Genomic DNA, 17007 nt, shown 5'->3' with positions numbered 1-17007 from the left:
GTATAAACCACTTTCTTATCCTGCATAAGTGCAACTAATTTTCGTCATCTGATTCCTCATCACTTTCGCCAAATGCAACGGTGAGCGAGTCATGGCTCCCTGCTTCACTCCCGGGTTCCATACTTTGATCCGTCACGTATCCGGTCCCCTCATGTTCCACATGCATGCCGGTGGCCGTGCTGAATTTAACGACATCTCTTGCCGACCACCCCGTCATATCCGGCATCTCCCACGTATCGTCACTGACAAGAAAGATATTCTCTCCGGCGATGACCTGCTCTCCGGCAAACGGATACTGCTGCTCGATGCGACGTCCCTCTCCTAGTATAAAGGGTTCGAGATTTTGTTCCGCAATCATCTCCGAGGCATTATCCGTGCGCATGCCGCTGGCATCTTCCAGTTCAATGCCTTCAGCATCCAGCGATTCCCTTTCTTCCGAGCTCAATGATTCTTCAGGCTGCATGCGAAAATACTGCATACTCTGCTGCATCACGGTGTTGAATATCGTCGACACTGGCTGTGTGCCGGCTTCGTCGGCAGGCAGGTTCGGTCGATCGACGGCGACGTACATGACAACTTCCGGATCATCTGCCGGCGCCATGCCCAAAAACGAATAAATGTTTTGATTTTCCCCTGATAAATATCCGTTTTCCGATGGGATTTGCGCGGTGCCTGTTTTACCTGCAATATCAATTCCGTCTACCTGAAAGGCACCACCGGTCGCATTTTCCCCGTAGACGGCTTCCTGGAGTTGTTCCCTCACTTCTTCGGCTGTGTCTTCGGAAATAGGCTCCCCGGCGATTTCCGGTTCACTTTCATAATAGGTTTCAGCGACGTTCGGGTTGACCATCTCCTCGACGATATATGGGGACATCATCCTGCCATTATTGGCAATGGCCGTAGCTGCCTGTATTTGTTGAATAGGTGTAACCGCCGAAGCTTGTCCGAACCCTGTATAAATCGCATCGAGCTCACTGTCTGTGATGACGCCCTCCGCTTCACGGGGAAGTTCGATACCGGTGGCCTCTCCGAAACCGAAGCGTTCAAGGGCAGCATAAAAGGTGTCGGCTCCCATTTCTTCGTTCACTAACTTGGATAAGCCTACATTTGAGGAACGTTCCACCGCTTCATCGTAAGTGATGGTGCCCCAGCCCTCTCCGTCATTGTGATCGCTGATGACCGTATCGTAACCCGGATCGTATTCCCCGGATTCGAACTCTTCGTCCCCGTCGTAATCTCCGCTTTCGACAGCCGCTGCCATCGTGAACATTTTCATCGTTGAGCCGGGTTCATAATGATCGGCGACCGCGAAGTTCGTATGGTTTGTGATATCTTCATACTCATTCGGATTAAAGGAAGGGCGATTACTCATCCCGAGAACAGCCCCCGTTTCTGCATGAGCCACAATGGCGGTCATGCGCTCGGGATCGTACTCTTCTTCCACGGCATTCATCGATTGTTCCAGGGCGAGTTGAATATTGGCATTCAAGGTCAGGTGGACATCATTGCCGTCGTAAGCATTCTGAATGTCTTCATTTTGCCCGGGAAGGGGGACGCCGTCACGGGACACCTGATAATTCATGGACCCCTCTTCACCACCGAGATCCTGGTCCAAACGGGCTTCCAGTCCCATCACCGCCTCATTTAAACCACGGTCGAAATAGCCGAGAACGTGGGAGGCAAAATCCTGATTCGGGTAATAGCGTCTAGGCTCCGTTCGAAAATGAATGCCGTCCAGGCCCAGGGCCTCGATGTCTTCTCTTTCGTCGTAACTAAGGTGACGGGCGCCTGTGCCCAATTCCACCTGGAATTGATCACTTGTAAGCATGTTATATAAACGATTTTCGTCCATGTCGATCAAAGGAGCGAGTTCCCGAGCTGTTGCCTCGGCATCTTCCACGGCTTCTTCATAACCGTCTTCGATAATCGCGTAAGCCGTATAACTCGTCACTTCTTCAGCAACCTCTTCGCCATCCGCCGTATAAATGCCCCCCCGCTCCCCGTGCAGAGGTTCCTCGTTCGTCCATCTTTCACTCGCGAGCGCTTCTAAATCAACACCGTCAATTTCCCCGGAAAATTGAACGAATAAAAATCGCCCACCTAATACGGCAATGGTGATAGCTGCAATGCCAAAAAGAACGATGGCTCTGTAAATAATCGCTTTCCGCTTCAACCGTTTCCACCACCCGTATATGTATAATCTTTAAGGTTGCAGCACACGAACATTATCCTCGTTAAGTTCCATTCCGTTTTCCTCTGCGATATTCAGAATGCGTTCCGGATCGCTCAATTCGGACACTTGGTGTTCAAGCCCTTCATTGTACTGCTGTTGCTGACTAATATCATTTTGCAATTGTGATATTTCCTGGTTCTGGGTATACATGCTTGCGTAATTCGAGACCATCAGTATCGCTGAAAAAACAATGGCAGCGCCAATCAATGTGAGCAGACCTTTTTCAGCGCGTGTAAATGTCTTCCTGATCTGCCTTCGGACCGTTTGAACTTCCCTCTGTTCTTCTCTTACATATGGCTTTTCTGCTAAGTTTCTCATCGATGACCTCCTTCTACCTTATTTTCTCGGCAATACGTAACCTTGCCGATCTTGCCCTGCGATTTATTTCAATCTCATCCGATGAGGGGACGATCGGTTTTTTGTTGATCCACTGCATGGACGGTTTCATCTCTTCCGGAATAACCGGCAGTCCGGGGGGAAGTTCCGGTGATTTGCAGTACGCATCAAGCGTTCGTTTCGCGATGCGATCTTCCAGGGAGTGAAAAGTAATCACGGCCATACGTCCACCTGCCGGATGCAACCTGGCGATTAACGACGTCAAGGCATCTTCAAACGCCTGCAGTTCATCGTTGACGGCAATGCGAAGGGCCTGAAACGTTCGTTTGGCCGGGTGGCCGCCGCTCCTGCGCGCCGCAGCCGGGATGCCGTCCTTAACGATCTCAGCCAGTTGAGCCGTTGTGTTAATCCTGTATTTGTTCCGTGCCGATTCGATGGCTCGCGCAATGGATTTGGCATATTTTTCTTCTCCATAGCGGGCAATCACGCTTACAAGCGCTTCATACGTCCAAGTGTGAACGATCTCCTCGGCGGTGAGAGACTGACCCCGATCCATGCGCATATCCAAAGGTTCCTCTCCGCGGTAACTAAAACCGCGGCTTTTGTCATCCAATTGCGGCGAGGAGACACCAAGGTCAAACAATACGCCGTTCAGGGAGTCGACTCCGTATGACTGTAACCGGGGAACCGTTTCACGAAAATTCCCGTGTATAAAGGTTACCTTTCCTTCTTCTCCTGCAAAACGGGCCCGGCCGGCCGAAATGGCTTCTTCATCCGCATCCAGCGCGTACAGATGGCCATTTTCATTCAGGCGTTTTACAATTTCAGCGGTGTGTCCGCCCCGGCCATAGGTGCAATCCACATACGTTCCTTCCTCATGAATATTAAGTCCGTGGATCGCCTCCTGTAACAGCACCGTTTGATGACTGTATGTACCGATGAAAGTGAACCCCCTTCTATAAATCCAGTTCTTCCAACGATTCAGCAATATCACTGAAGGAGCTTTGCGATTCTGCGAAATAGTCTTCCCAAATCGATTGATTCCAAATCTCCACGCGCCTGGAAACACCGATCACGACACAATCCTTTTCCAGTTGAGCATGCTGGCGAAGGGTAGAAGGGATATTGACTCTTCCCTGTTTATCAAACGTGGCCTCGGCAGCTCCCGAAAAGAAAAAGCGCGTAAACGCACGGGCATCTTTTTTCGTGAAGGGCAGCGATTTCAATTTCTGTTCCAGTTGCTCCCATTCCGATTTCGGGTATACGAACACACACTGGTCCATCCCTCTCGTGACCACGAATTGGTCGCCCAATTCTTCACGAAATTTCGAAGGAATAATCAGTCTCCCTTTTTCATCAATAGCGTGTTGGTATTCTCCCATGAACATGGTTTTTCGCCGTTCCCTTCCACTTGGTAACCCCAATTTACCACAATCCCCCACTTTATACCACGGGTGTTTTTTGGATTTTTTTGCGCTTCGGGAGGTGAAAGACGTGTAACATGCGAAAAATGGCGATTTTTGCGGTGTATTCTTTTTTAATTTTTTTATTCTGTTTTGACTCACAGTAAAAAAAGGATGGCGCTGTATGTTTGCAGCGGCCATCCTATCTTCGTTCTTTTTATAAGTGGTGAATGTCACTCATCTATTCGTTTTCCCGGGAGATATAGAGTGCCTTTCCCGAATGAAAAGCATACAGGTCGGATCACATGTAATAATGATGATCATATTAGTGGGGAGTGTCCCTTCGCCCACAGACCCTTTGTCGATACGGGCATATGAACCGTGAAGAGAAGTGTCTATTTCGGATATCGGATGTCAGAAACCGGAAGCCGGACTATAAATAGATAAACTGGTGGCGTAGCATTTCCAGTTCCAGTTGCGCAAACATTGTGAGCACGCGTTCTTCGCCGTATTCATTGAGGAGCTGGACGATATTGAGCACCCGTTCCTGTAGTTTTTCGTGGGGACAAAGACGCTTTTGCAGCTGCTCCAGTTTCTCGACGCGCGGCTGGATGTTCTCCATTTGCTTTCGCTCGATGCGAAGCTGCAGCTCCTTTAATACTTGCTCAAGGCGTTGATAATTTTTATCGGCAAACCTTTCTTCGCTCGGTGCCAGCGTCTCCAAAGCTTTCGCGAGCGTTTGGTGGCCTTCACCCGCGAGAGCCAGGCTTTGCCGAAATAAATCGTCCGTATCCCAACGGCGATTGTTTTCCTTCAGGTCATGAATATGGGCAGACGTACCTTCCGTCGTTACATCTTCAGCCGATAAAGCCTCCACGTCCAAAGTTTTTTCGCTCGTGCGGTCGACATACGTCTGCTGCATGCGAAGGCTGACAGGGGGGACGAAGCGTCTAAACTGATGGAACAGCGGGCCTACCATCGCCCAGTAAGCCGCTTCCCCCGGGCCGGCAATAAAGGTTAAGACCGGTAATAATCTTTCCTGTATATAAGGGCGTGTAAACACGTTCGAACTGAACTTTTCCGGATGTTTCCTCGCTTCCCGGGACCAATCCGTGCGCGACATTTTATATTGGCCATTCTGAAGCGATAACCCTCCATCCTCATGGGCGATCATTTTTTCTCGCCGCCCGTCCACACTGTAAAATAAATGAGCGTTATCACGCGTCGTTTCTATGAACGCTTCACCATCGTTTTCGGCTTCAACACTTTCTTTCCCGACAGCGAATGCCTGGCGCACGCGTTCATTGTCCTCGAGCAATTCTGTCCACGATTGGGTCATCAGTCGCCGAAACGCCGGTTGTTGGGGATCGATGAGTACGAGTCCCTGTTTTCGGAAGAGCCAAAGCATCACTTCGGCAAAAAAATCGGAAATGGTGGCCGATTTTTGCGCAAAGGATTCGAGCTTTCGATAAAGGTCGTATGAATAGGGCGTTTCCCTGTATTCGAGAAAGATTTTTTGTAACCAGCGGCGCATCGCTTCCATGTCGATCGGCTGCTCAGAAACAGGGGCGCCCGTTTTTGTCTCTCCTTCGTATTTGACTTTTTTTACCGTTCCGTCATGACCGTGAATGTAAATGTGGTTCACTTCATCCCAATCATGGTCTTCACCGGCGATCCAAAACATCGGAATGACGGGTACATCCAGGGTGGCTTCTGCTTCCTTGGCCTTTAATAGAACCGTCAAAGCCTTGGAGATGGTATAAATAGGCCCCGTTAACAAACCGGCCTGTTGGCCGCCGACAACGACGACACTGCGTCCGTCCTGAAGCTTATCGATTTGTTCGAGCGCCAAATCATGATTTTCATATGTTTGGTGGTATTGATACAGGGCTTGTCGTAAAGCTTCACGATCAAAATCGCGCGTCTGCAACTCACGATAACGCGCTGTTTCGTCGCCGGCTGGATGATAATCATAACACGCCCGCACCCCTTCATCACCCTGGGCATAACGACGCGCCCACCCCTGCAGTTGCACAGGAAATGATTCTACCGTCATGTTTACCGACCTTTCTTCAGATATGTAAACGCTGAATGATTTTGATATTTATTTTGATATATGGGCATTGACTGAATCACGATTGATCATAGCAAAAATAAGACGACAGGAAAAGGAATCTGCACGCACAATAAATAATCCCGTTCACCGTTGAAGGGAAACGGGATTACAGGAGGAGCGAGAGGTTAAGACTCTTGCTTCCCCTGCCAGGATCTGGCCTTATCCAGTAAAGATAAAAAAGATTTGTAATCGTTACGCACACTTTCAAGTTCTTGTTGCAATGTTTCCACCTGGGAAGCGAGCGTTTGTTTTTCCTCTCGTTCGTTCGCGAGGGCGGTTTGCAGCGAAGAGGTGGCATCTTCCTTTTTCTGCAGTTCTTTTAAATACGCAATCACATCCGCTAAGCCTATGTCAGCTTCTGCGTAGGCTTGACCCGTAGATGGGGCAGATGATGCCTCCGTACCACTGTCTTCTGGCTCTCTTCTCGTCTTTTTCTTCTGTTGCCTCGCCATTTTCACGGCTTCATCATACTTTTTCCGAATCGTTGCATTCCAGCGGAACCCACACGCAGCCGAGGTTCGCTCCAGCCTTCGGCCCACTTCTTCAAAAGCTTTCAGCTGGGTCGACCCCTCGCGAATATGTTTGAGCACAACTTCCGCTAAAATTAAATCTTCCTCCTCGTTCCACGCGTCCTGCCTGAGTGCACTCATAACCTTTCCCTCCAATTCTTTTATAGGTTGACGGGTTTTCATAGAATTCATCACCGGCTTTATCTCTCATTATGTACGTTTATGCACGTTTCTATCCTTCTATGATTGCCATTTCACCTACAGGACGCAAAAAGTAGAGCAGGCTATTAGAGCTTCTATAAAATAAAAACCCCCGTTACTCAGCAACGAGGGATGTCTCCATTAATCTTTCGGTTCGGTCACTTCTTCACCTTTATAAGTTCCGCATGCTTTACAAACGCGGTGGGAACGTTTCAACTCCCCGCATTCCGGGCATTTAACCATCCCCGGTACAGCAAGTTTGAAATGCGTTCGCCGTTGTCTTTTTACTGTTTTAGATGTACGTCTTTTTGGTACGGCCATCTCTTGCCACCTCCTTATAACGGTTCCTTATCATTAAAGAATTTAGCCAAATCGGCCAGCCGAGGGTCCACCTTTTCTTCTGTTTCCGATGGTTCTTCCTCGCTGATCACGTGCCAATCGGTTCCGGATTGCGGCGCCGGACCTTCCTCATCCGGGTTTCTTACTCGCATGGGAATCGCCAGTAAAATATGCTCCTTGATATAGGGGAGAAGATCGACATAACCGTTCTCCGGCTCGTGCATCGTTTCATCCTCGTCAGGGACTTCCTGGCCATCAAGGCGGAAGCTTTCGGTTATTTCTATATCAAAAGGAACGGCGGTTTCCGCGAGTGTGTTTGAATCCGGCAGCGTCATGGTGCCCCGGACAGTCATATGAAAATGAGCCATCTCCCGCTCAACATCAACACCGCCTGTAACATGTGCTTCTGATATGGCCATTAATTCTTTATCACGTTCTACAAGCTCGCTCACATCAATATAGCGATCGATGTCAATGCCATTTGCAGTGCTGGCCAAAAGTTGTTGTATCGTCCAGCGCAATCGTCTCACCTCTAGACAACAAAAGTTATTATAGCTGTCATACTCAAGATTTGTCAATACAAATTTATTCCATTATACTGGGGGTATGCGTGATCTCAGGACATTCTAACATACAGACGCTCGGCAATGCTAGATGTGGGAAGTGGGAGGTAACTCCCTGATTTGGAAACGACCGTGCGATTTTTGTACCTCTCGTGCTACCGATACCCGCTTTTGGGGTATGACTGACCGATTTTCATACCTCGCGCGATACCGATAGCCGCTTTTGGGGTATGACTGAGCGCAGGGCGGCATCTCATATGATTATCCTTTTACTGTGACACGTCGTAAACGAAAAAATTACACTTAATAACAAGGAGAAAACCAGACCGTTGCGTGCTTTTTTCGCCCGCAACGACGTTTTGGAGCGCATTAACCATGAAAGCCATCGGTCTCATCGTCGAATACAACCCTTTACATAATGGCCATGCCTATCACCTCCGAGCTTCAAGGGATGTTTCCGGAGCTGATATCGTCATCTGTGTCATGAGCGGCTATTTTTTACAACGGGGCGAACCCGCGGCCTTCTCCCGTCGTGTGCGTACGGAAATGGCCCTCTCCGTAGGCGCAGACCTCGTCGTTGAACTGCCGTATGCCTATTCAACCCAACACGCCCACTGGTTCGCCAGGGGCGGCGTCTCTATCCTTGATGATTTGTTCGCGGATGAATTTTATTTTGGCAGTGAAGCGGGTCATATTGATGATTTCCATGAACTTGATACATTTATGCACGAAAACACACAGTGTTTGCAGGAGAAGGTGCGCGCCCATGTCAAAAGCGGCATTTCCTATCCGTCCGCGCAGGCACGGGCCTTTTTCGACTTAAACCCGCCGGCTCATCTGCCGGATCTATCCCAGCCGAACAATATCCTCGGCTACCATTATGTCAAGGCTGCTTCCCGGCAATTGGGAGCCAGGATCGCGTCGCAAACCATCCCGCGCATCAGCGCTGCCTATCATGATGACACCTTGCCCCCGGACCAATCGATCGCGAGCGCCACCGCGATTCGGAAAATGCTCTCCGAGAGCGGGGATGCAGCGATCATTCGCCCTTACGTGCCGGAACAAGTGTATGAAATGATTAACCGCTTCTACGTCCAAGACCAGCCCATGCACGAATGGGAAGCTTATTATCCGTATTTGCAGCTGCTGTTAAGTACCCGTTCGGCCGAGGCCCTCTCCCGAATCTATGAAGCCGAAGAAGGGCTTGAAAATCGCCTGATTAAAACCGCACTCACCCAACCAACCTTTCATGATTTTATGCACGCGGCCAAAACGAAACGTTACACGTGGACGCGCCTGCAGCGCTTGAGCACACACATACTTACCGGTACGGCCAAAACCGATATCGACGAAGCACTGGGCGTCCCGGCACGTCCGCGCTCCGTCCGCATTCTCGGTTTCAGTGAATCCGGACGAGCATACTTAAACCGGATTAAAAAACATACCCCCCTTTCGTTGTATCACCGACCGCCCCAGAACAAAAACGCCCAACAATGGTTGGACGAACGAGCAGCCCGTGCCTATTATGCGATTTTGAACGGTTCCGAACGCGTGGATAAGTGGAAGGAAGAATATACACAACCACCGGTTTACCCCGATTAAGTTTCCTGCGCCTGCTCCAGAAAGTCAACGGCATCCCGAAGTTCCAGAACCGGAACGATTTCCATCGAGGTGCCAATGTCTTCAGCTGTTTCGATCGCGAGTTCATAATCAGACGTGTCCGTTAAGCCGGTGTCCTGCGGTGCAAAAAAAACGTCAATATCGGCGTTATCCGAGGCCACGACCTTCTGACCCACCCCGCCGATACGCCCGACATTGCCTTCTTCATCGATCGATCCGGTTCCGGCGATGTCCAAACCATTCGTCAAGTCATCGTCTATAAGTTGATTATAGATCTCCAGTGAAAACATAAGACCCGCTGACGGACCGCCGATCTCACCGGCATCGACCGTAACCTCGGGGATGAAATCTCGCTGGTTGACAGGGTACTCGATGCCGAGACCAACCGGCGGACTCCCGCCGTGATCCATCGTTTCCGGGAACGCGACGACTTCCACGTCGACATCCATTACTTCTCCTTCACGATTGATCGTGAGGGCGGCATCTTCACCATCTTCCTTGTCCGCGATCGTCTCATTCAACTCCGTGATATTGCCAATATCCTCGCCGTCCACAGCCGTAATGACATCCCCGGAATCCAGCACCTCATTTGCTCCCATGTCATCCACGAATTGTGTGACCAGCACCCCGTTTTCCTGTACTTCAGCACCTGCCGCCTCGTAGGCGGAGACTTTGGCTGCATCCTGCGATTGTCGCATGGAATGCATTTGCCTGTTTTGATAGTCTTCATCGGTTTCCCCTTCCATACGAATCGCATCCACTGGCGTTAACGTCCGATAAGGACTCAGAAATGACCATGCGTATAAAATAAGATTCGCCTGGCTTTGGTGAATCGTCGTCAAGTAAAACTCCCCTTCTTCACCGGTCCCGTCTTCAACCGTAATGAAATCATTTAAACCTGTGGCATCTCCGGGTTGAGAATAATAATAGGGCATGGGTATCTGATAGATCAGTAACAACACGATGACGATCCCTATGAGGATCCATGTTCGCGAAAGGCGCCATCTCTTTTTTTCTTCACTCATGATCTCTCCCCTTCCATGCCTCTATTTTTTCCAGGATACGCGGTAATACACGCTCGGCTTCTTCCCGCCCTTGTTGCACCAACGCCTCCGCGTCCTCGAAGACGATCGCATTACGTTCCTCTCCGATCGGTTCCATAAGGATGTCGGCGTTAATCTGTTTGGCCCTCACAAGCTCGCGGGACATGATCTCCATGCTATGCATAATAACATCATAAATCGTCTCGTTGGCCGGCTTCTCGGGAAAATACGAGACGTCGACCGCGAGGACAATGTCTGCCCCCATCTCTGTAACGACGCTCGCAGGGACGCGGTCAATGACTCCGCCGTCTACGAGCAAATGATCCCCGTACCGGTAAGGGACGAAAATACCGGGGATGGACACACTTGCCCGCACGGCCTTCGCGATTGAACCTTCCGTAAGAAGCACCCGTTCCCCGCTGTTTAAATCAGTAGCCACAACAGACACCGGCGTCTGTAAATTTTCAAGGGATTCCCCTTTTGTCAACATAAAAAAAAGTTCTTCCAGGCGTTTGCCCGTCACAAATCCCATCTTCGGAACGGTAAAATCAATATAATATTTACGGCGAAACAAGCTGGCAATCTTTCTTAAATCCGCCACTGACTGACCACCGGCAAATAACGAGCCAATAAGGGCACCCACACTACTCCCGGAGATAAAATCAACCGGAATTCCCTGCTCTTCAAGGACTTCAAGAACGCCAATATGGGCGATGCCACGCGCACCCCCGGATCCCAGTGCGAGGCCAATAAGCGGTCGATCTTTCACAGTGATATCCTCCTTGGTCGCTAAACACATTGGTCTAAATTCGTTTTTTCTATCGTATTGTAATTAATGATGGACCAGCTGTTTCAGAGGTCAGATTTCACAGGTCAGAGCTCTTTCATCCGACATTCCGGCATCAGACATCTGACCTCCGGAAAGGCAAGCTTTCTAAGAAGGAGAGAGAAAATGACGCGTTCTCAATGGAAGTCATTAGGGCTCGGGGCAAGTACAGTCATTCTTGCAGCTTCCCTTATGATATTTCCACAAGCCGCTTTTGATGCATCCTTGCGAGGGCTTTCCATTTGGTGGGATGTCGTCTTTCCTTCCTTGTTGCCTTTTTTTATTATATCAGAACTGCTCATCGCCTTTGGCGTTGTAAGCTTTCTCGGTGCCTTTATGGAACCTTTCATGCGTCCTTTGTTCAAGGTTCCGGGGACAGGGGGCTTCGTATGGGCGATGGGGATCGCGAGCGGGAACCCCGCCGGCGCGAAAATAACTACCCGCCTTTGGAAGGAAGGTCGCATCTCGACGATTGAAGCTGAACGTCTCGTATCTTTTACGACCGCATCCAATCCGTTGTTTATATTCGGGGCGATCGCTGTCGGTTTCTTTCACGATCCCGCGCTCGGGATCCTGCTTGCGGTTGCCCATTATACAGCCAATATTATCGTCGGGCTGATCATGAGGTTCCATGGAAAAAACGATCCCGCTCCCTCCCGAAAAAAAAGCGCGTTTCCTTCTCCGAAAGAGGCCTTTCAGTTGCTTCATGAAGAACGGTTACGTGACGATCGGCCGATCGGAAAAAAATTGGGAGATGCCGTGCAATCTTCCGTTCAGACACTGCTCATGATCGGCGGGTTTATCATTCTGTTTTCGGTGTTGAATGAAATCCTCGACATCCTCAATGTGACGGCCGCCCTTGCGATGGTTGCAGGCATGTTTCTAACGATTTTTCAGCTTTCTTCCGAATTCAGTGTCCCGCTCGTGTCGGGCTTATTCGAAATGAGTCTCGGGAGTCAACTTATGAGCCTTACCGAAGGGTCCCTCAAGCAGAAAATGATCGTGACGAGTTTTATCCTTGCCTTTGCCGGCTTTTCCGCGCAGGCGCAGGCGGGAAGTTTATTGGCGGATACCGACATCAAGTTTCAGCCGTTTTTCATCGCCCGCATTTTGCAAGGGTTTATCGCTGCGTTTCTTACATTTTTGAGCTGGGATTGGTTGTATCGACCGGAAGGCATTGCCATATCCACCGCCTGGCAACATACACCGCTCGTGCAAACAGTCTGGGATACGTTTCTTTCCTGGTCCGGACTCTTTACACTGGGCATGCTCTTGATCTCTATTATTATTTTTCATCGACGGGCATCTTCAAAAAGTCACGCTAAATAAGATTATACTTCTGTTTCAGGGCTTTTTGCACGTGCGCAGGTACAAGTCCGGTGACATCACCTTTATTTTTGGCCACTTCCTTGACGATGCTGGAACTTAAGTACGAATACTGATTGTTCGTCATCATAAAAAACGTTTCAATCTGTTCATCCATTTTTCTGTTGATGGATGTCGTTTGCATTTCATACTCGAAATCGGTTACCGCCCGCAGACCACGGACAATCACCTGAGCATCTTTGGAACGAACGTAATCAATCAAAAGCCCATCAAACGAATCCACTTCCACATTGGGATAATCCCGGAATGAGTCTCGCAATAATGCCACCCGTTCTTCAATATTAAAGAGCGGGGTTTTGTTTCTGTTTATCAGTACGGCGACAATCACTTTATCAAATATTTTTGTACTGCGTTCAATGATATCCAGATGTCCATTTGTCACCGGATCGAAACTGCCCGGCGCTACAGCTGTCGTTACCATTCCTGTTCGTTCCTTTCTATATTTTGATATGTATACATGCTGATTTGTGTATCTCCGTAGGTTTTTGCCCGATTTTTGCGGAAATGGCCGATTTCTTCGGATAACGCGATCGCCGTTGCATGCTCGGTTACGATCATCGTCTCAGGAGTGGTCAGCTCAAAATCCTGCATTAAGGTGATATCCCGGACGAGTTGCTGCTCTTCATATGGGGGGTCGAGGAGGACGAGTGAAAATTTTCTCTTTTCGTCGCCGAGGTGCTTGATCAGCGCCGCTGCTTCGCGCTTGTAGATATACGCCTCATTTTCAAAGCGGCAATTTTTCACATTTTCCCGGATGACCTTGATGGCAGCACCTGCCTTGTCGGCGAAATACACTTTTTCGAGCCCGCGACTGAGCGCTTCAATCCCGAGCGCCCCACTGCCTGCATATAAGTCGAGGCCGATGCCTCCATGAAAGTATGGCCCGATCATCTGAAAAAGGGCTTCCTTTACTCTGTCGGAAGTCGGGCGAGTGTTTGCTCCCGGGACGGCTTTTAACCGCGTACCTTTCCTCTTTCCTGTAATCACTCGCAATACATGCTCCGCCTTTCTTTTTATGCGCTTCTATCCTATCACATTATGCGTTATGATGTCTTTTCGTTGGGTGTAAATGTCGATCATGTCGCTTTTTCTTATCATGCATAAGTGCAACTAAGGCTTATCGCCTTAAAGGCTTGGCGATAAGCCAAGTTTTCTTTATCGCTTGTGTATATTTACCATCTTAGCGGGCTAGACTAGGAATAGCAACATGATCCCATGTTGCAAGATAACCGCGGAGAACGCTTACATTTCCCCATAAGCGCTTCCTCCGGTTTCTCCTCTCCCATTGCCTGTAATGTTTACAACAGGCGCCGCGTACCGGGACGGTACGCGGTTTTTATTTTGTCGCAAACGTAAAGGCTTGGCGTGAAAGAGCGCCAAGCCGTAAATGAACCTATGCATGAACTTTGTCGCTGCGCCCGCGACGGGTTGTCCCAGGTTCCTTCTCTTCTTTTTGAAAGTTCGTATCCAATTGCGGGCGCTTCGAATATTCGACATCCGTCACAAATGACAGACGTTTGATACTTTCGCTTAAGTGCTCAGCCTCGCGCTGATTACAATAAAGGATCGCGTACTTCATTTTCTCGGATACATACTGAAGATGTCCATATGTGCGAAGTTGCCGTATATGCTTTACGTTTTGGAACCAAATGACCAAACCTTGACGTGGCTCATACATGGCACCCTCTCCTCGGTAAATGATTTACACGTAGTTTATCATTATGAAGGCCGCTGAACAATCCAACCATTGCCGTTGGAATGTGATAATTTTTTCTTGCACACCGGATGAGAACATGATATATTATCATCACTTATCATTCATACGAATAAGCGTTGATAGGAAATAGTAAATGATCGTCATGCCCCAGAGAGCGAATGACTAGCTGCAACATTCGCGCCACTGACGACTTGAACCCATCCTGGAGCTGTCAGGAAATATAACCTGAACCGTTTGCTTTGCGATAAAAAGCCGTGAGCGGATGTCTCCCGTGGAGATGTCAACGAAGGTGGTACCGCGGAAACCTCTTTTCCGTCCTTGTGATCAAGGGCGAAAAAGAGGTTTTTTTTATTCATGAGGGGTGTCATAAATTGGAACGAAAACGGATCGTCGTCAAAATCGGAAGCAGCTCCCTCGCCCATCGGGAAGGTGGCATTGCCATCAGTCATCTCACGCAATATTCCAAAGCGATAGCCCATCTACACAGACAAGGGCATGACCTTATTTTTATTACATCAGGGGCCGTCGCCGCCGGTTTTCAACGTATAGGTTACGCGACGAAACCCGTAACGACGGAAAAAAAACAAGCAGCGGCGGCTCTCGGACAGGGGCTATTAATGGAAGCCTATCAACATGCGTTCATGCAGGAAGGGATCGGGGTAGCGCAATTGTTGCTCACCCGGGAGAGCTTTCAACAGGAACATCAATACACGAATGCTTACGATACGTTACAGGAATTGCTCAAACGCCGGATCATCCCCATTATCAATGAAAATGACTCGATCGCGGTGGAAGAACTGACCTTTGGCGACAACGATTGGCTCGCCAGTTTAGTCGCCGGTCTTACAAGGGCCGACACCCTTATTTTGCTTACCGATGTCAACGGCGTTTATGATCGACACCCTCACCATCCGGACACCCGAAAAATAAACCGCATCGAAACCGTCACCCCGGAAATGCTTACGGAAGCGGACCAGCATCGTTCAACCCTCGGGAGCGGGGGCATGCGCTCTAAGCTGGAAGCAGCCCGCAATGCCCAATCTTTTGGGATTGAAACCTTTATCGGCAAAGGCAACGATGCCCATGCCTTGCAAGCCATCATTCAAGGTGAGGGCGACGGCACCTACGTATCCGCCATAAGCGAGCACGCCTGGCCGAAAGAAAAACAATGGGTAGGCATCTATTCCCCGGTTGAAGGCGAGATCGTCATTGACGACGGTGCCAAAGACGCGTTGCTTTACGGCGGGAAAAGTTTACTGTCCGTCGGCGTCCGGCATATCCACGGTTCTTTTACGAAAGGCTCCGTCATCGCCGTGTTCGATGAGGTTCATGAACCTGTAGGCAAAGGGAGAGCCGCGCTCTCGGCGACGGATATGCGCTCTGTTCTTAACCGGCAACCGGCAACCATTTTTATCCACAGAAACCATTGGGTAAGTACTTCGAAAGGAAGTGTTTTCAGTGACTGAATGCAAGGAGCAAGCCCTGGCAGCCAAAGAAGCAAGCAGGCAAACGGCCTTACTCACAACATCGGAAAAAAACGCCGCCCTACAGACAGTCGCCCAGGAAGTGATCAATCGGGAAAAAGACATTCTTGCAGCGAATGACCGGGACATTGCAGCCGGACGTCAAAACGGGTTGTCCGATGATCTGCTCGATCGCCTGCGTTTAACCCGTGAACGATTACAGTCCATGAGCGAGGGGCTGCAATCTTTGGCCGATCTTCCCGACCCTGTCGCTGCCGCCCCCGAGACATGGACACGTAATGACGGACTCGTCATCGAAAACCGCCGTGTCCCCCTCGGTGTCATCGCCATGGTTTATGAAGCAAGGCCGAACGTGACCGTCGATGCTGCCGGGCTTTGTTTAAAAGCCGGAAATGCCGCGCTGCTTCGCGGGAGCTCATCGGCAACCCGCTCCAATGAAGCTCTTGTCGCCGCCATGCGTGCAGGACTAAAGGCGAGCGGCTTACCGGAGACAACGGTTCAGCTCATCGACCCTGAAAAGCGCGACAGTGTACGGGAGCTCGGGCAAATGCGCGGACTCGTCGATGTCATCATCCCCCGGGGCGGCCCCGAACTGATACAAACCGTGATTCGCCAGTCGACGGTCCCGGTCATTGAAACCGGCGTCGGCAACTGTCACCTTTATATCGAAAAATCAGCCGACAGAGACACGGCCACCTCCATCGCCGTTGATGCGAAAACCGATCGCCCTTCTGTTTGCAACGCCGTCGAAACGATTATCGCAGATCGCGAATGGACGGAAAAATACGGTGCGGAACTCATTGAAGCGCTGCTCGCGGCCGGAGTGACCATCAAGGGCGATGAGCAGATGCAAAAGTTGAATAGCGATGTGCAACCGGCAACGGCTGACGACTGGGCTACCGAGTACCTGGCGCCGACCGTCGCCCTCGGCACCGTTTCAGACACCGCTGCAGCTATTGCCCACGTTCGCCAATACGGAACGAGCCACTCGGAAGCGATTGTGACAGAAAACGGGGAAGCTGCCAGTGCTTTTCAGGCGCAAATTGATGCCGCCAGTGTTTATCATAATGCTTCGACCCGTTTTACCGATGGCGCGGAATTTGGATACGGGGCGGAAATCGGCATTAGCACACAAAAACTACATGCTCGCGGCCCACTGGGACTCGGGGCGCTTACGACGAATAAATACGTCGTAGCAGGCCGCGGACATGTGAAAGGAGCAAAGGTATAA

General features: G+C 50.0%; 17 protein-coding genes and 1 other annotated feature. Of the genes, 4 read left to right on the top strand and 13 right to left on the bottom strand.

The features are described from left to right. Window positions 1–34: 34 nt before the first annotated feature. The 8 genes from BLS58_RS06730 to BLS58_RS06695 all read right to left on the bottom strand — a co-directional run bounded on the left by BLS58_RS06730 (window position 35) and on the right by BLS58_RS06695 (window position 7658). Window positions 35–2173 carry a penicillin-binding protein gene (locus BLS58_RS06730; protein WP_090397288.1) on the bottom strand — a complete coding sequence of 713 codons (2139 nt, stop codon included), beginning with the start codon at window positions 2171–2173 and terminating at the stop codon, window positions 35–37. 30 nt (window positions 2174–2203) lie between these two features. Beyond that, complete coding sequence (ftsL, locus tag BLS58_RS06725; protein WP_090397287.1) at window positions 2204–2551, bottom strand: cell division protein FtsL; 348 nt, start codon at window positions 2549–2551, stop codon at window positions 2204–2206. 13 nt (window positions 2552–2564) lie between these two features. Beyond that, a complete protein-coding gene (gene rsmH, locus BLS58_RS06720) occupies window positions 2565–3509 on the bottom strand; it encodes a 16S rRNA (cytosine(1402)-N(4))-methyltransferase RsmH (RefSeq protein WP_245723091.1) in 945 nt (314 codons plus the stop codon). 16 nt (window positions 3510–3525) lie between these two features. Continuing rightward, the gene (gene mraZ, locus BLS58_RS06715; protein ID WP_090397488.1) at window positions 3526–3957 is read right to left on the bottom strand and encodes a division/cell wall cluster transcriptional repressor MraZ; all 432 of its coding nucleotides are present in this window, start codon (window positions 3955–3957) and stop codon (window positions 3526–3528) included. Window positions 3958–4405: 448 nt separating this feature from the next. Then, window positions 4406–6028 (bottom strand): bacillithiol biosynthesis cysteine-adding enzyme BshC, encoded by a 1623-nt coding sequence (bshC, locus tag BLS58_RS06710; RefSeq protein WP_090397283.1) that lies wholly within the window; start codon window positions 6026–6028, stop codon window positions 4406–4408. A gap of 185 nt (window positions 6029–6213) precedes the next feature. Beyond that, window positions 6214–6738, bottom strand: coding sequence for an RsfA family transcriptional regulator (locus BLS58_RS18165; protein ID WP_090397281.1), 525 nt, complete (start codon window positions 6736–6738; stop codon window positions 6214–6216). A gap of 201 nt (window positions 6739–6939) precedes the next feature. Beyond that, on the bottom strand, window positions 6940–7119 hold the full coding sequence (rpmF, locus tag BLS58_RS06700) for a 50S ribosomal protein L32 (RefSeq protein WP_090397279.1): 180 nt from the start codon (window positions 7117–7119) through the stop codon (window positions 6940–6942). Window positions 7120–7133: 14 nt separating this feature from the next. Beyond that, on the bottom strand, window positions 7134–7658 hold the full coding sequence (locus BLS58_RS06695) for a YceD family protein (RefSeq protein WP_090397277.1): 525 nt from the start codon (window positions 7656–7658) through the stop codon (window positions 7134–7136). Window positions 7659–8075: 417 nt separating this feature from the next. Here BLS58_RS06695 and BLS58_RS06690 point away from each other — a divergent pair, with 417 nt between their 5' ends. Then, window positions 8076–9302 carry a nucleotidyltransferase gene (locus BLS58_RS06690; protein ID WP_143018883.1) on the top strand — a complete coding sequence of 409 codons (1227 nt, stop codon included), beginning with the start codon at window positions 8076–8078 and terminating at the stop codon, window positions 9300–9302. Here the strand turns inward: BLS58_RS06690 and BLS58_RS06685 are convergent. Continuing rightward, window positions 9299–10345, bottom strand: coding sequence for a YlbL family protein (locus BLS58_RS06685; RefSeq protein ID WP_090397274.1), 1047 nt, complete (start codon window positions 10343–10345; stop codon window positions 9299–9301). The two genes, BLS58_RS06690 and BLS58_RS06685, sit on opposite strands and share 4 nt — an antisense overlap. Next, window positions 10338–11132 carry a patatin-like phospholipase family protein gene (locus BLS58_RS06680; RefSeq protein WP_245723079.1) on the bottom strand — a complete coding sequence of 265 codons (795 nt, stop codon included), beginning with the start codon at window positions 11130–11132 and terminating at the stop codon, window positions 10338–10340. The genes BLS58_RS06685 and BLS58_RS06680 overlap by 8 nt, the downstream gene beginning before the upstream one ends. Before the next feature lie 183 nt (window positions 11133–11315). Between BLS58_RS06680 and ylbJ the strand changes: the two genes are divergently transcribed. After that, window positions 11316–12518 (top strand): sporulation integral membrane protein YlbJ, encoded by a 1203-nt coding sequence (gene ylbJ / locus BLS58_RS06675; protein WP_090397270.1) that lies wholly within the window; start codon window positions 11316–11318, stop codon window positions 12516–12518. Here the strand turns inward: ylbJ and coaD are convergent. The 3 genes from coaD to BLS58_RS06660 all read right to left on the bottom strand — a co-directional run bounded on the left by coaD (window position 12511) and on the right by BLS58_RS06660 (window position 14253). Continuing rightward, entirely contained in the window at window positions 12511–12996 is a 486-nt protein-coding gene (coaD, locus tag BLS58_RS06670) for a pantetheine-phosphate adenylyltransferase (protein ID WP_090397268.1), read from the bottom strand. The genes ylbJ and coaD overlap by 8 nt on opposite strands. Next, window positions 12990–13592 carry a 16S rRNA (guanine(966)-N(2))-methyltransferase RsmD gene (gene rsmD / locus BLS58_RS06665; RefSeq protein ID WP_281240999.1) on the bottom strand — a complete coding sequence of 201 codons (603 nt, stop codon included), beginning with the start codon at window positions 13590–13592 and terminating at the stop codon, window positions 12990–12992. The genes coaD and rsmD overlap by 7 nt, the downstream gene beginning before the upstream one ends. Window positions 13593–13968: 376 nt before the next feature. Then, window positions 13969–14253, bottom strand: a complete 285-nt coding sequence (locus BLS58_RS06660) for a YlbG family protein (RefSeq protein WP_090397264.1) — start codon at window positions 14251–14253, stop codon at window positions 13969–13971. Window positions 14254–14399: 146 nt separating this feature from the next. Continuing rightward, window positions 14400–14615: a binding site (T-box leader), on the top strand. A 48-nt stretch (window positions 14616–14663) separates the two neighbouring features. Here BLS58_RS06660 and proB point away from each other — a divergent pair. After that, window positions 14664–15758: a glutamate 5-kinase gene (gene proB, locus BLS58_RS06655; protein WP_176764650.1), complete on the top strand. Its 1095-nt coding sequence runs from the start codon at window positions 14664–14666 to the stop codon at window positions 15756–15758. After that, a complete protein-coding gene (locus BLS58_RS06650) occupies window positions 15751–17007 on the top strand; it encodes a glutamate-5-semialdehyde dehydrogenase (RefSeq protein ID WP_090397259.1) in 1257 nt (418 codons plus the stop codon). Before proB ends, BLS58_RS06650 begins: the two co-directional genes overlap by 8 nt.

The sequence above is a fragment of the Natribacillus halophilus genome (genome assembly GCF_900100185.1).
Classification (GTDB): Bacteria; Bacillota; Bacilli; order Bacillales; family Marinococcaceae; genus Natribacillus; species Natribacillus halophilus.
The sequence above is the reverse complement of the archived record's forward strand: the minus strand, read 5'-3'. Positions and strand labels throughout refer to the sequence as shown.